Genomic DNA, 14,551 nt, shown 5'->3' with positions numbered 1-14,551 from the left:
GCGCATGATAATTTACATTATCTCCTTTATTTCTCCACGTTTGACCTGTGCCTTGCCGCTAAAGTGATGCGGGCAATAGACAATAACGACGTGCTGCATAACGAGGTCATTTTTTCATGGCGAATTTTTTCATCGATCGCCCCATTTTTGCCTGGGTGCTTGCAATCCTGCTGTGTCTGACGGGCGTCCTGGCGATTACATCACTTCCGGTTGAGCAATACCCTGACCTCGCCCCGCCTAACGTGCGCATCACCGCTAACTACCCTGGCGCCTCGGCACAGACGCTGGAAAATACCGTTACGCAGGTTATCGAGCAGAACATGACCGGCCTCGATAACCTGATGTATATGTCCTCCCAGAGCAGCGCCACGGGCCAGGCGACGGTAACCCTGAGCTTTACGGCGGGCACGGATCCGGATGAGGCGGTGCAGCAGGTGCAAAACCAGCTGCAGTCGGCCCTGCGTAAGCTGCCCCAGGCGGTGCAGAATCAGGGGGTTACCGTTCGTAAAACCGGCGATACCAACATCCTGACCATCGCGTTTGTCTCAACCGACGGCTCGATGGATAAGCAGGACATCGCCGACTACGTTGCCAGCAATATTCAGGATCCGCTCAGCCGTATCAACGGCGTGGGCGATATTGACGCCTACGGGTCGCAGTACTCCATGCGCATCTGGCTGGATCCGAACAAGCTGAACAGCGTGCAGATGACCGCCAAAGACGTCACCGACGCGATTGAGTCGCAGAACGCGCAGATCGCCGTGGGTCAGCTGGGCGGTACGCCGTCCGTGGATAACCAGGCGCTCAATGCCACCATTAACTCTCAGTCGCTGCTCCAGACGCCAGAACAGTTCCGTAATATCACCCTGCGGGTAAATCAGGACGGATCGGAAGTGCGGCTGGGTGATGTCGCTACCGTGGAGATGGGTGCGGAAAAATATGATTACCTGAGCCGCTTTAACGGCAAGGCCGCGTCCGGGTTAGGGGTGAAGCTGGCCTCCGGCGCCAACGAAATGGCTACCGCGCAGCTGGTGTTAGACCGGCTGGATGAGCTTTCGCACTATTTCCCGCACGGCCTGGAGTACAAGGTCGCCTACGAAACCACCTCGTTCGTTAAGGCCTCCATTGAGGATGTGGTAAAAACCCTGCTCGAAGCCATCGCGCTGGTATTCCTCGTGATGTACCTGTTCCTGCAAAACTTCCGCGCCACCCTTATTCCTACCATTGCCGTGCCGGTGGTGCTGCTGGGAACCTTTGCGGTGCTGTATGCCTTTGGCTACAGCATCAACACCCTGACCATGTTCGCCATGGTGCTGGCAATCGGCCTGCTGGTGGATGATGCCATCGTGGTGGTGGAAAACGTTGAGCGCATCATGAGCGAGGAAGGGCTTTCCCCGCGCGAGGCAACGCGCAAGTCGATGGGGCAAATACAGGGCGCGCTGGTGGGGATCGCCATGGTGCTCTCGGCGGTATTTATCCCGATGGCTTTTTTTGGCGGCACCACGGGCGCGATTTATCGTCAGTTCTCCATCACCATCGTTTCGGCGATGGTGCTCTCGGTGCTGGTGGCGATGATCCTCACCCCTGCCCTGTGCGCGACGCTGCTTAAGCCGCTGCACAAAGGCGAGCACCACGGGCAGAAAGGCTTTTTCGGCTGGTTTAACCGCATGTTCAATCGCAATGCGGCGCGCTATGAGGCGGGCGTGGGCAAGGTGCTGCACCGCAGCGTGCGCTGGATGGCGATCTACGTTCTGCTGCTCGGCGGCATGGTCTTTTTATTCCTGCGCCTGCCGACGTCCTTCCTGCCGCTGGAAGATCGCGGAATGTTTATCACCTCCGTACAGCTGCCGAGCGGCTCGACCCAGCAGCAGACTCTGAAAGTGGTGCAACAGGTCGAGAACTACTTCCATACGCAGGAGAAGGATAACGTCGTTTCGGTCTTCGCCACCGTCGGCTCTGGCCCGGGCGGTAACGGGCAGAACGTGGCGCGCATGTTTGTGCGCCTGAAGGACTGGGACCAGCGCGACAGCGATACCGGCTCCTCATTTGCCATCATTGAGCGCGCAACCAAAGCGTTCAGCAAAATTAAGGAAGCGCGCGTGTTCGCCAGCAGCCCGCCGGCCATCAGCGGGCTGGGCAGTTCAGCCGGGTTCGATATGGAGCTTCAGGATCACGCGGGTGCCGGGCACGACGCGTTAATGGCTGCACGCGACAAGCTGCTGGAGCTGGCCGGGAAAGATCCGCAGCTCACCCGCGTTCGTCATAACGGCCTTGATGACAGTCCTCAGCTGCAGGTGGACATTGACCAGCGTAAAGCGCAGGCGCTGGGCGTCTCCATCGACGACATCAACGACACCCTGCAAACGGCATGGGGCTCAAGCTACGTGAATGATTTTATGGATCGTGGCCGCGTGAAGAAGGTCTACGTCCAGTCTGCCGCCAAATACCGCATGCTGCCGGACGATATCAACCGCTGGTACGTGCGAAATAAAACCGGCGGCATGGTGCCGTTCTCGGCCTTCGCGACCTCACGCTGGGAGACCGGCTCGCCGCGCCTGGAGCGCTATAACGGCTATTCGGCGCTGGAGATTGTCGGCGAGGCCGCACCGGGCGTTAGTACCGGTACCGCAATGGATATTATGGAGAAACTGGTTCAGCAGCTGCCCACGGGCTTTGGCCTGGAGTGGACGGCGATGTCCTACCAGGAACGGCTCTCAGGCGCTCAGGCGCCAGCCCTGTATGCGCTTTCCCTGCTGGTGGTGTTCCTCTGTCTGGCGGCGCTGTATGAGAGCTGGTCAGTGCCGTTCTCGGTGATGCTGGTGGTGCCGCTCGGGGTCATCGGCGCGCTGCTGGCAACCTGGATGCGCGGCCTGGAAAATGACGTCTATTTCCAGGTCGGGCTGCTCACCGTCATCGGATTGTCGGCAAAAAACGCCATTCTGATCGTCGAATTTGCCAACGAGATGAATGCCAAAGGACAAGAGCTGACGGCCGCCACGCTGTACGCCTGTCGCCAGCGTCTGCGCCCGATCCTGATGACCTCTCTGGCGTTTGTGTTTGGCGTCCTGCCGATGGCAACCAGCTCGGGCGCGGGCTCCAGCAGCCAGCATGCGGTGGGAACGGGCGTGATGGGAGGAATGATTTCAGCGACGGTGCTGGCCATCTACTTCGTACCGCTGTTCTTTGTGCTGGTACGTCGCCGTTTTCCGCTGAAGGAGAAGCCGGAATAACCGGCTGAAATAAAAAAGGCGGCTTTGAGGGCCGCCTTTTTATTGTGTGATTCTTTCACACTATGGTTATTTTAGTTAAATAAGTGCTCTTGCATTACTTACCGGAAATTATTTACGAAGCATCCCTTCGATAAAGTCTTTCCAGTTCCCCATTTCACGTTCAATCATAACAACCTCTCTTATTATTATGCGCATTCTACGAAAACGTATCATCATTGTGAAGCCACTTTATCCGATTGCTGTGATTGAGCCCCGCAATGCTGTTGGGTTTAGCCTCACTATGAGCGCTGACGGGTAAATTTTATGTGACCTACAGCAATATTTTGAAATAGTCAGACGAGAGGAAGCCTTTTATTTTTCGCGTTGAGTTTACTGGCAATTTAAACACGGTGGACAACTATGCTTAAAAGATGAAAGACTATTCAGCTTACAGCTGTTCGTTGAATTAAGGAGAATTGTAAATCAGGAAAAAATCCGAATGTGTTATATTCCCCTAAAGGATATATCTTCGAAAATATTGAACATTTACTCCCCAAAACAACAAAAGGATTCACCATGGTTGTGATGTACGGCATTAAGAATTGTGACACGATTAAAAAAGCCCGCCGCTGGCTGGAAGCCCATAACATTGATTATCGCTTCCATGATTACCGTGCCGACGGGCTCGACCCGGCGTTTCTGCATTCCGCCATTCAGGAGCTGGGGTGGGAAGCGCTGCTGAACACCCGTGGCACTACCTGGCGAAAGCTGGATGAATCCCTGCGGGCCACGATCGGCGACGCCGACAGCGCTGCGCGACTGATGCTTGAAATGCCAGCAATTATCAAACGCCCATTGCTCTGCAAGCCAGGTCAGCCTATGCTGCTGGGTTTCAGTGAAACCCTTTATTCAGATTTTTTCGTTGAGGTGTAGTCTATGTCATGCCCGGTCATTGAGCTGACTCAGCAGCTTATTCGCCGCCCTTCCCTGAGCCCGGACGACGCGGGTTGTCAGGCATTAATGATTGAGCGCCTGCGTGCCATCGGGTTTACCGTTGAGCATATGGATTTTGGCGATACGCAGAACTTCTGGGCATGGCGCGGTCAGGGGGAGACGCTGGCGTTTGCCGGACATACCGACGTGGTTCCCGCAGGTGACGCGGACCGCTGGATCAACCCGCCGTTTGAGCCAACCATCCGCGATGGCATGCTGTTTGGACGCGGCGCGGCTGACATGAAAGGTTCACTGGCCGCGATGGTCGTGGCGGCAGAGCGCTTTGTGGCCCAGCATCCGAATCATAAAAACCGTCTTGCGTTTTTGATCACCTCTGATGAAGAAGCCAGCGCCCACAACGGCACCGTGAAGGTCGTTGAGGCGCTGATGGCCCGCAACGAGCGTCTGGACTACTGCCTGGTAGGTGAACCGTCCAGCACCGAAGTGGTGGGCGACGTAGTGAAAAATGGCCGTCGTGGTTCGCTAACCTGCAACCTGACCGTCCATGGCGTGCAGGGCCACGTTGCCTATCCGCACCTGGCGGATAACCCGGTTCATCGCGCGGCGCCGATGCTGAACGAGCTGGTAGGCATTGAGTGGGACAAAGGCAACGAGTTCTTCCCGCCAACCAGCATGCAGATTGCCAACGTCAAGGCCGGCACCGGCAGCAACAACGTCATTCCCGGCGATCTCTTCGTCCAGTTTAACTTCCGCTTCAGCACCGAACTGACCGACGAGATGATTAAAGCGCGCGTGGTTGCGCTGCTGGAGAAATATCAGCTGCGCTATACCATCGACTGGTGGCTTTCCGGGCAGCCATTCCTGACGCAGCGCGGTAAGCTGGTTGATGCGGTGGTGAACGCCATTGCGCACTATAATGAAATTAAGCCACAGCTGCTGACAACGGGCGGCACGTCTGACGGACGCTTTATCGCCCGGATGGGTGCACAGGTTGTCGAACTGGGTCCGGTTAACGCAACGATTCACAAAATCAACGAGTGTGTGAACGCAGCGGATTTACAACTGCTGGCCCGCATGTATCAACGTATTATGGAGCAGCTCGTCGCCTGACGGGTGCTTTTAGAGGATTAGCGAATGGACTGGCTTTCAAAGTACTGGTGGATTCTGGTGTTGGTGTTTCTGGTAGGCGTGCTGCTTAACGTGATTAAAGATCTCAAGCGCGTTGACCATAAAAAGTTTCTTGCCAACAAGCCGGATCTGCCGCCGCATCGTGATTTTAACGACAAGTGGGACGATGAGGACGACTGGCCGAAGAAGGACCAGAAGAAGTAATTGTGCTCACCCCTCACCCTGACCCTCTCCCCAAAGGGGAGAGGGAACAAAACCCCCCTCGCCCCTCTGGGGAGAGGGGCTGGGGGTGAGGGGAAAAACTCACATAAACTCTACGATATCATCGTCATTTGGCTTACCGCCGCTGAGCGCTTCATCAAAGTAGTGCTTCGGTACGGTATAGCGTAAACGATCGAGCGCAAACTGCATGCTGCGATCGTCAATGGCGTGCCCCAGATCGTCCACGATATCCAGCGTCACATCCCCGCCTTCGCGGATCAGCGTATCCTGCGCGGCAACCGCATGAGAAAGCTCAATCACCCGGTCTTCACCGCCGTGGATCAGATGGATCGTGGTCTGCGTCGTCGCGCTTTGCGGTAGCGTCGCAAAACGACCGTTAAAGGCAATCACGCGGGACGCCAGCCCGGGCTGCGCTTTAACGCTCTCAAGTGACATGATTGACCCCTGCGAGAAGCCAATCAGCGCCGTCGCGTCGGCCCCTACGCCACTCTGCTGCTGCCAGTAGCGCACGGTATCGATAAACGCAGGCATGACGGCATCGATGCGCGCCTGACGATTCTCCTCCGTCACGCCCTCAACGGAAAACCACTGCCGCCCGTCAGGGCCGCATGGCTCCACGCCCGCGATGCTGACGATCAGCGCCTGTGGGAAAACGGGGGCAAACCAGCTGCCAATCTGTCCCATATTTACGGCATTATCGCCAACGCCATGAAACAGGAGCAGTAACTGTTTAGCCGGCTTATCCGGGCTTTGTACAACAAAATGATCGTGTGTCATGGCGGTCTCCTTAATTGATGAGCAGGATTTTACGCCTCTGCGGGGTAATGACCATGCCGCTTTACTGAAGAAGTCATTGAAAAAATTGCCATTGCAATATGTCGGCTTTCAGCTGCTGGCAGCGGAAAGAGTCTAGTTCTTCAAGCGCGCGTGCAGTTTCTTCGCGCAGCTTCGCCAGCAGCGCCTTGCGCCCGACGTCGTGCGTGCTCCCCTCCATTTTTCCACGCAGCGCCGGGAGCGGCGCATCCACGGCTGACAATAATCGCGTCAGTGCGGCAACCGAGGTGGCAAACGCCCGGTGAGCAAAGGCAAACCCCGCCAGCTCCAGCCAGTCGTCATCGTTAAGGGTAGCTTCCCAGGCGTCAGCCACCGGGATCTTTTCACCATTCCAGGCAGACAGGACGCGCATATCGCGGCATAAACGCCGGTGTTCCCGTTCGCAAAGCCGCTCCCCGGCCTCGCTTAGCGGCAGCAGCGCCATCGCCGTGTAGCAGCCGCTGCTGGCCTCCCGATGGCTGCCCATCCGCACCAGCACAAAACCGCACTGCTGCCAGAAGCGCCACAGCTCGTCGGTATATCCAAAGCTAACCGAGAGATAGTCTTCACCGCTGGCACTGCGAATGAGCCGCTGGCCGATGCCTTCCCGCTGGCGATGGGGATGAACCGCAATGCGGCTGACGCGTCGGCCCTTCAGCGTCGCCGCGAGAGGCGATCCGCCGTGCGCCGCCAGCGACTGCGCCACAAGGTTTCCGCGCGGACGGCGAAAGCCTGCCCACACCGCCCGGCTAAGTTCAGGACGTAGCCCCCCTTCCTCCACCAGCCAGAGCGCGCCCGCGATGTCCGCGCCGGCCTGGGCAACCGCAAAGTGCTGGCCGGGCGCGTCCATCATGCGGCGTAAATCGAGCGGAGAGGTCCGGTAGTGCGCGGCGCACAGCAGTTCATACACGCCCGCCGCACGGGTCGGATCGCTCTCCCACACCCCGGGTGCCAGCGACGTTAAACGCACCTCACCTTCCGGCCTGCGGTCGATAAGCGCATCGTCAAACAGCAGCGTATTCGCCACGATTCGCTCAAGGGGACATCCGGCCGCCCAGCGCACCGGGCTTGATAAGGTATACCGCCGCAGCCCGCTGAACCGGGCGCAGAATTTAAGCAGAAATCCCCTGCCCGTGCCTTCATAACCCTGCACCGTAGTGGTCAACAGCACGCGTGGAAAACGCGACACCAGCTTGCCCAGCAGCGGGCCGGGAATAGCGGCCGCCTCATCGACAATCAGCCAGTCGGCCTGCGTCGCGGAGGCCAGCAGCGCATCCGGAGCCATAAAGTGAAAATGCTCGCCTGCGAAACGGGCGATGACGTCCGTAGCCCCTTTTGCCGGTGCGGTCACTACCGCATTGCCGCGAATGCCGTTGAGCAGCATGCCTGCCAGCGCTGACTTTCCGCGCCCGCGCGGGGCCGTAACGGCAGCCACACCCGCAGGCATGGCCAGAAGCGCGTCGAGGATCGCAGCCTGCTCGCGCTGCGGCTCACCGCATGCGGGCTGCCAGGCGGGTGAATCCGGCGCAGCGGGAAGAGACAGGGGATAATGCTGTTGCCAGACGATGGCATCCGAATCGGCGGCCAGCGTCCGGCAAAAATGGTGAACGAAGCGCGGGGTGGGAATCGGCTCGGCGCTGTCGCTCCAGCGAACGGAATCGCTGTCGGGCCGGTCGGCCCAGTCGGAGAGCGGCGGCACCAGCAGCACCAGAAGGCTGCCGGCGCGCAGGGTTCCGCTGAGGGCGGCAAAGGCCGAGACGTCAAAGCCGGCGCGCGCATCAAAAACAGCATGCCGGTACTCGCGCCCCAGCAGCCCGCTGATGGCTTTAGAGGGCGCTTCCGAAAGCCACGGCCAGTCTCCCGGCAACGTTTCGCGAAGGCGACTGGCCTGGCTCAGCGTCCACTGTTCATCGCCACTGAGCACCACCAGCCGGCGGTGCCCGGTACGCTCAAGCTGATGGATCAGCCGTTCAACCCCCGGCATCACATAGCTTTGCCGAAGGTATTACACTGCGACGGGTTGCCGCTGTCAAAGCCACGCTTAAACCAGCTGTAGCGCTGCTCGGAGGTGCCGTGGGTGAAGCTGTCCGGCACAACGCGCCCCTGGCTCTGCTGCTGTAAACGATCGTCACCAATTGCCTGTGCGGCATTCAGGGCCTCTTCGAGATCGCCCGTCTCCAGCACGCCCTGCTGCTGCATGTTGTGTCCCCAGACGCCAGCGAAGCAGTCGGCCTGAAGCTCCATGCGCACGGAGAGATGGTTCACCTCCGCCTGCGAGGCATTTTGCTGCATCTGACGCACCTTAGGCTCAATGCCGAGCAGCTTCTGCACGTGGTGCCCCACTTCATGCGCGATCACGTAGCCCTGGGCAAAATCACCATCGGCGCCCAGCTTGCTTTTCATGTCGTCATAGAAGGAGAGATCGATATAGACGGTGCTGTCCGCCGGGCAGTAGAACGGCCCCATAACGGACTGCCCGGTGCCGCAGCCGGTGCGGGTTGCGCCACGGTACATCACCAGTTTTGGAGGCTGATAGGTGCGGCCCATTTTCTCGAACTGCTGACCCCAGGTATCTTCGGTGGTCGCGAGGATCACGGAGGTAAATTTCGCGGCCTCATCTTCATTCGGGCTGATGGAACGCTGAGAATACTGCTGCTGTTGCATCGGTTCACCGGTCATTAAGCCGGTCAGGTCGACGCCGTAGTAGCCCGCCACGAGCACCACCACCAGCAGAATAATACCGCCCTTGCCGCCGGGTAAACGGAACCCTGGCCCGCCCATGGACGGACCACCGCCACCACTGTTGCGTCTGTCTTCTACATTGTCACTTTCACGACGCCCTTGCCAGCGCATAACCACCTCGAACTATTCCATTAATAATAGCTATGATCGTAGGCGGTTAATGAAAGGATTACCATAGTAAACAAGGATAAGACGCCAAAGGATGCAAACATCCTTTGGCAAATGAGGAGATTAGTCGAGCTTAACGCCTAAACGGTGAGCAACCGCTTCGTACGCTTCTACCACGCCGCCCAGGCTCTGACGGAAACGGTCTTTGTCCATCTTATCCAGCGTCTCTTTGTCCCACAGGCGGCTGCCGTCCGGTGAGAACTCGTCACCGAGCACCACTTCACCTTTGTACAGACCGAACTCCAGCTTGAAGTCGACCAGGATCAGGCCCGCGTCATCAAACAGCTTTTTCAGCACGTCGTTCGCTTTGTAGGTCAGCTCCTGCATACGCGCCAGGTTCTCTTTGCTCACCCAGCCGAAGGTTTCGCAGTAGGATTCGTTAACCATCGGGTCGTGCATGGCATCGTTTTTCAGGAACAGGTCGAACAGCGGCGGATTCAGTTCGATACCCTCTTCAATGCCCAGACGCTTCACCAGGGAGCCTGCGGCACGGTTACGGACAACGCACTCAACCGGCACCATATCCAGTTTTTTTACCAGACATTCCGTATCGGACAGCAACGCTTCCATCTGAGTCGGGATACCGGCTTCGGCCAGTTTGGTCATAATGAAGTGGTTGAACTTGTTGTTCACCATGCCTTTACGATCGAACTGCTCAATGCGCGCGCCGTCTCCTGCTGACGTATCATTGCGGAACTCGAGCACCAACAGATCCGGGTTTTCCGTGCTGTATACGGTTTTCGCTTTGCCACGATACAACTCAGCTTGCTTCTGCATCTTCATTACTCCTGGTGTGATGATTTGTATTCAAAACTGGGCATATTATGCCACGCACACGTTTGCGTGGCACGAAAATAAAAAGGGCTGGATTCACCAGCCCTCGCTTTTATTTGCTGAATGCGGCCTGGAAGGCAGCGACCAGCGCGTCGTTCTGCGCCTGGGTCAGCGTGTGTCCTTTCGGATCGATAAACTGCAGGCTGCTGCGGTTATCGAGGTCGCCGACCTGGATTTTGTAATCGCCGGAAGGCAGCTGCGGATCGCGCGCGCCCAGTTCCTGCCAGGCGCTCTCAGACAGCGGCTTATAGGTCGCTGTGATGCTGCCCGTTGAACGGGTGCTGTCGGTCACCTTCATGCCCACTTTTTCCAGCGTGGCTGGCAGACGCTGCCAGGTCTGGTTAAACGGTGCGCGTACCACCAGCATTGGCAGACCGGTATCATCCGCACCGCTCTGCACGTCAAACGTTGAGCCGTTACGGTTCTGCGCGGCGTTAGCGGCGTCGGTGGCGTTTTTATCGAGACCCGCCGCAATCACGTTCAGCATTTCGGTGCTGTAGCGCTGCATGGCGGCCGGATCGGCAACCGGTTTACCCGCCTGCTCAAGATTCAACAGCTTAACGGTAACCGCCTGCTGATAACCCTGCGGCTTAACGGAGACTTGATAACGACCGCGATACTGCTGATCTTCATCGAGACGGTTCCACTCAATCCAGTCGGTGGTTAACGTCTGGCTGGCGTCGTCGCGTTTATCAATCGCGTAATTTTTCGACTGGATCACGCTCACCACCTGCGGCCACAGCGTGGTGCCGCGTGCGCTTTCCACCAGCAGAGAGGCAGTGTCACCCGTAAACTGGGTGCGCGCGCCGCTCACCAGCGCCAGAGGCTGAGCTGGCGGACGAATATCAAGCGCTTTCCCTACCAGACCGCTGCCGTTAGTGACCGGAATATTATAATCACCGTTCTGAATCGGCAGGATCATGCCGGCAGGCGCGTGAAGTTCAGCAAGCGGCGGCGAATCCAGATAGGATTCATCACCGCTCACCTGGCGCTTGTAGCGCGAGTCTGAACTACAGGCAGCGAGGAGCATAACAAGCGAAACACCCGCAACCTTCGCCAGGCGCGACTTCTGTACTGAATAAGCCATCAAATCTCCCTAAACTTTACAGCAAACCAGCATGCTTCAGCGCGCCAGCGACGATTTCACGACCGTGGTCGGTAATCGGTGTCATTGGCAGACGCAGCGTGTCGGTCGCTACAAGCCCCAACTCCTTACATGCCCATTTCACTGGGATCGGATTGGGTTCGACAAATAATTTATTGTGCAACGGCATCAGACGCTGATTAATCACGCGAGCTTCATCAAAGTGACCGGCTGCGGCCAGTTTGCACATGTCAGCCATATCGCGCGCCGCAACGTTCGCCGTCACGGAAATCACGCCGTTACCACCGAGCTGCATAAAGTCCAGCGCGGTCGCATCATCACCGCTCAACAGGATAAAGTCGTCTGAAACCAGCTCTTTGATCTGATGAACGCGGCTTAAGTTCCCTGTCGCCTCTTTAATCCCGATAATATTTTTTACTTTCGAGAGACGGCCAACGGTTTCCGGCAGCATATCGCAACCGGTACGGGACGGCACATTATACAGAATTTGTGGCAGGTCAGTATGTTCTGCGATGGCTTTGAAATGCTGGAACAACCCTTCCTGCGTAGGACGGTTGTAGTAAGGCGTGACCGTCAGACAGCCAACAATGCCGCTGTCGTTAAAACGTTGAGTCAGGCTAATCGCCTCAGCCGTTGCGTTTGCGCCGGTACCCGCGATGACCGGAATACGTCCGTCAGCCAGCTCCAGGGTAAGCATCACAACGTCGCCGTGCTCGTCGTGACTCAGCGTTGCGGATTCACCGGTAGTCCCTACCGAAACGATCGCCGAGGTTCCATTGGCGACATGATAATCAATCAGCTTCTTCATGCTTGACCGGCAGACATTACCTTTTTCATCCATCGGTGTAACAAGCGCGACAATACTTCCCGTGAACATGGGCCATCCTCTGTGCGAACAAGAGTCTCAATGTTACGTTTGGAACTGTAATAAAAGCAAGCGACCTGAGGCGCTCGGGCGGTTGTATGCATGTTTTTTTTATGCTTTCCTTAGGAAGACTTAACCATGCAAAGGAAGAACAGGTTTGACAACCTCATCACAACATTACCTGGTTATCACTGCGCTGGGTGCTGACAGGCCGGGTATCGTGAACACCATCACTCGTCACGTGAGCAGCTGCGGCTGCAATATCGAAGACAGCCGTCTGGCTATGCTTGGCGAAGAGTTCACGTTCATTATGCTGCTTTCCGGGACATGGAATGCCATTACCCTTATCGAATCTACCCTGCCGCTGAAAGGCGCAGAGCTGGATTTACTGATTGTGATGAAGCGCACCACCGCGCGCCCGCGTCCGGCCCTGCCTGCTACGGTCTGGGTGCAGGTTGAAGTGCCTGATTCACCCCATCTGATTGAACGTTTTACGGCGCTGTTTGACAGCCATCAGATGAACATTGCCGAACTGGTTTCCCGCACGCAGCCGGGTGATGAAAACGCAATCCCGACGCTGTTTATTCAAATTACCGCGCACAGCCCTGCCTCGCAGGATGCGTCAAATATCGAGCAGGCGTTCAAAGCCCTCTGTACAGAATTACACGCGCAGGGCAGTATAAGCGTCGTCAATTATTCGCAGCACGAACAGGATGGAGTTGAGTAATGAACCCACTGAAAGCCGGTGATCTCGCACCGAAATTTAGCTTGCCGGATCAAGACGGTGAGCAAGTAAATTTGACCGACTTCCAGGGACAGCGTGTTCTGGTCTATTTCTACCCGAAAGCCATGACCCCGGGCTGTACCGTACAGGCCTGCGGATTACGCGACAACATGGATGAGTTGAAAAAAGCCGGTGTAGAAGTGCTGGGCATCAGCACCGATAAGCCAGAGAAGCTGTCACGCTTTGCGGAAAAAGAGCTGCTGAACTTCACGCTGCTTTCCGATGAAGACCACCAGGTCTGCGAGCAGTTTGGCGTCTGGGGCGAGAAGTCCTTTATGGGCAAAACCTACGACGGTATTCACCGCATCAGCTTCCTGATTGACGCTGACGGTAAAGTTGAACACGTGTTTGATGATTTCAAAACCAGCAATCACCACGACGTGGTGTTGAACTGGATCAAACAAAGCGCCTGATAAACAGCAAAACGGCAATCCTGGTTGCCGTTTTTTGTGTTTGCCCCCTCTCCCCGCGAGAGAGGGGCATCAGGCTGCACTAAGCCTACTTCTCTTCCACCGCCGGCACATCCGGCCACGCGTGAACTACCGCCTTGATAAGCGTCGCCAGCGGAATGGCGAAAAACACGCCCCAGAAGCCCCACAGCCCGCCGAAAATGACCACCGATAAGATAATCACCAGCGGATGCAGGTTCACCGCCTCGGAGAACAGCACCGGCACCAGCAGGTTACCGTCCAGCCCCTGAATAATCAGGTATACGGCGAAACAGCTCCAGAATTCCGTGCCCAGGCCAAACTGGAACAGCGCAACGCCCACCACCGGAATGGTCACCACAAACGCGCCGATGTACGGGATCAGAACCGAAAACCCGACCAGCACCGCCAGCAGCAGCGAGTAATTCAGGCCGAAGATCAGGAAGCCAATCCAGGTCGCTACGCCCACCACTATCATCTCCAGCACTTTGCCGCGAATGTAGTTGGTGATCTGCTGGTTCATCTCCTGCCAGACCTGCCCTGCCAGGCCGCGATTGCGCGGCAGCACCCGGCGCACCGCGTTCAGCATCTGCTCTTTATCCTTCACCAGGAAGAAGACCATTAACGGCACGAGGACCAGATAAACGGCCAGGGTCAGCAGCCCCACCAGCGAGGCCAGAGAGTATTTCACCACCGAGTCGCCCATGGTCATGATGCGGGCGCGCATATTTTCGGCCATCGCGTCGATGATCCCGGCGTCCATCAGCGCAGGGTAGCGACGCGGCAGCGTGGCGGCAAAGTCAGACAGCTTATTGAGCATGCCGGGCATGTCGCGGATCAGGTAAATCCCCTGCTGCCAGGCGATAGGCATAACCACGAAGGACATTAACAGCAGAATACCGACAAACAGCACCAGCACGATGCTGGTGGCCCAGCGGCGGGAACAGCCGATATGTTCCAGACGCGCCGTTGGCCACTCCAGCAGATACGCCAGGACAAGCGACACCAGCAGCGGAGCCAGCAGGCCACTAAAGAAGAACAGGATACCGAACCCGGCAACCAGAATGACCAGCAAAGCAATGGCTTCCGGGTCACTGAACCGACGCCGGTACCACTGCATTAACATTTCGAGCATACAACCCTTCCCTGAATCGAATAGCGGGAGTGAGGGACGAATTGTATCTAACTGTCACAAAAAAGACTTTCCTTTTTGTATCACTGTCAGGTTTCGCAAAACCCTGATGAATGGGATTTTCTTCATCTCCTAACACGGCTACACTCGCAGAGCAGCGGAGATGA

At 57.0% G+C, this 14,551-nt stretch carries 14 protein-coding genes; 6 read left to right on the top strand and 8 right to left on the bottom strand.

The window, feature by feature from the left end:
- Positions 1 to 116: 116 nt before the first annotated feature.
- Positions 117 to 3,230 (top strand): multidrug efflux RND transporter permease AcrD, encoded by a 3,114-nt coding sequence (gene acrD, locus MOQ06_RS05375; RefSeq protein WP_193356711.1) that lies wholly within the window; start codon positions 117 to 119, stop codon positions 3,228 to 3,230.
- A 108-nt stretch (positions 3,231 to 3,338) separates the two neighbouring features.
- Here acrD and ypfM read toward each other — a convergent pair whose 3' ends face one another.
- Positions 3,339 to 3,398: a protein YpfM gene (gene ypfM, locus MOQ06_RS05370; protein WP_102751470.1), complete on the bottom strand. Its 60-nt coding sequence runs from the start codon at positions 3,396 to 3,398 to the stop codon at positions 3,339 to 3,341.
- A 387-nt stretch (positions 3,399 to 3,785) separates the two neighbouring features.
- Between ypfM and MOQ06_RS05365 the strand changes: the two genes are divergently transcribed.
- From MOQ06_RS05365 to MOQ06_RS05355, 3 genes are read left to right on the top strand one after another with little or no spacing between them, the layout of a single operon-like run.
- The gene (locus tag MOQ06_RS05365) at positions 3,786 to 4,142 is read left to right on the top strand and encodes an ArsC family reductase (protein ID WP_176609787.1); all 357 of its coding nucleotides are present in this window, start codon (positions 3,786 to 3,788) and stop codon (positions 4,140 to 4,142) included.
- Between the two features lie 3 nt (positions 4,143 to 4,145).
- The gene (gene dapE, locus MOQ06_RS05360) at positions 4,146 to 5,273 is read left to right on the top strand and encodes a succinyl-diaminopimelate desuccinylase (RefSeq protein ID WP_148420714.1); all 1,128 of its coding nucleotides are present in this window, start codon (positions 4,146 to 4,148) and stop codon (positions 5,271 to 5,273) included.
- 24 nt (positions 5,274 to 5,297) lie between these two features.
- Complete coding sequence (locus MOQ06_RS05355) at positions 5,298 to 5,495, top strand: YpfN family protein (protein WP_000383991.1); 198 nt, start codon at positions 5,298 to 5,300, stop codon at positions 5,493 to 5,495.
- A 99-nt stretch (positions 5,496 to 5,594) separates the two neighbouring features.
- On the opposite strand, the gene ypfH is transcribed toward MOQ06_RS05355, so the two are convergent.
- The 6 genes from ypfH to dapA form a co-directional block, all read right to left on the bottom strand.
- Positions 5,595 to 6,290, bottom strand: coding sequence for an esterase (gene ypfH, locus MOQ06_RS05350; protein WP_176609786.1), 696 nt, complete (start codon positions 6,288 to 6,290; stop codon positions 5,595 to 5,597).
- 73 nt (positions 6,291 to 6,363) lie between these two features.
- On the bottom strand, positions 6,364 to 8,310 hold the full coding sequence (locus MOQ06_RS05345; protein WP_242171757.1) for a GNAT family N-acetyltransferase: 1,947 nt from the start codon (positions 8,308 to 8,310) through the stop codon (positions 6,364 to 6,366).
- Positions 8,310 to 9,179: a neutral zinc metallopeptidase gene (locus MOQ06_RS05340; RefSeq protein ID WP_242171752.1), complete on the bottom strand. Its 870-nt coding sequence runs from the start codon at positions 9,177 to 9,179 to the stop codon at positions 8,310 to 8,312. Before MOQ06_RS05340 ends, MOQ06_RS05345 begins: the two co-directional genes overlap by 1 nt.
- A gap of 120 nt (positions 9,180 to 9,299) precedes the next feature.
- Positions 9,300 to 10,013 (bottom strand): phosphoribosylaminoimidazolesuccinocarboxamide synthase, encoded by a 714-nt coding sequence (gene purC, locus MOQ06_RS05335; protein WP_148420711.1) that lies wholly within the window; start codon positions 10,011 to 10,013, stop codon positions 9,300 to 9,302.
- Positions 10,014 to 10,122: 109 nt separating this feature from the next.
- Entirely contained in the window at positions 10,123 to 11,157 is a 1,035-nt protein-coding gene (gene bamC / locus MOQ06_RS05330; RefSeq protein WP_148420710.1) for an outer membrane protein assembly factor BamC, read from the bottom strand.
- Positions 11,158 to 11,173: 16 nt separating this feature from the next.
- The gene (dapA, locus tag MOQ06_RS05325; RefSeq protein ID WP_148420709.1) at positions 11,174 to 12,052 is read right to left on the bottom strand and encodes a 4-hydroxy-tetrahydrodipicolinate synthase; all 879 of its coding nucleotides are present in this window, start codon (positions 12,050 to 12,052) and stop codon (positions 11,174 to 11,176) included.
- 145 nt (positions 12,053 to 12,197) lie between these two features.
- On the opposite strand from dapA, the gene MOQ06_RS05320 reads away from it, so the two are divergent.
- Both MOQ06_RS05320 and bcp read left to right on the top strand, forming a co-directional pair.
- Positions 12,198 to 12,767: a glycine cleavage system transcriptional repressor gene (locus MOQ06_RS05320; RefSeq protein WP_148420708.1), complete on the top strand. Its 570-nt coding sequence runs from the start codon at positions 12,198 to 12,200 to the stop codon at positions 12,765 to 12,767.
- Positions 12,767 to 13,237, top strand: coding sequence for a thioredoxin-dependent thiol peroxidase (gene bcp, locus MOQ06_RS05315; RefSeq protein ID WP_148420707.1), 471 nt, complete (start codon positions 12,767 to 12,769; stop codon positions 13,235 to 13,237). Before MOQ06_RS05320 ends, bcp begins: the two co-directional genes overlap by 1 nt.
- A gap of 85 nt (positions 13,238 to 13,322) precedes the next feature.
- On the opposite strand, the gene MOQ06_RS05310 is transcribed toward bcp, so the two are convergent.
- Positions 13,323 to 14,387 carry an AI-2E family transporter gene (locus tag MOQ06_RS05310; RefSeq protein ID WP_148420706.1) on the bottom strand — a complete coding sequence of 355 codons (1,065 nt, stop codon included), beginning with the start codon at positions 14,385 to 14,387 and terminating at the stop codon, positions 13,323 to 13,325.
- Between the last annotated feature and the right edge of the window lie 164 nt (positions 14,388 to 14,551).

It is taken from the genome of Enterobacter sp. I4, from assembly GCF_022669095.1.
Classification (GTDB): domain Bacteria; phylum Pseudomonadota; class Gammaproteobacteria; order Enterobacterales; family Enterobacteriaceae; genus Enterobacter; species Enterobacter pasteurii.
The sequence above is the reverse complement of the archived record's forward strand: the minus strand, read 5'-3'. Positions and strand labels throughout refer to the sequence as shown.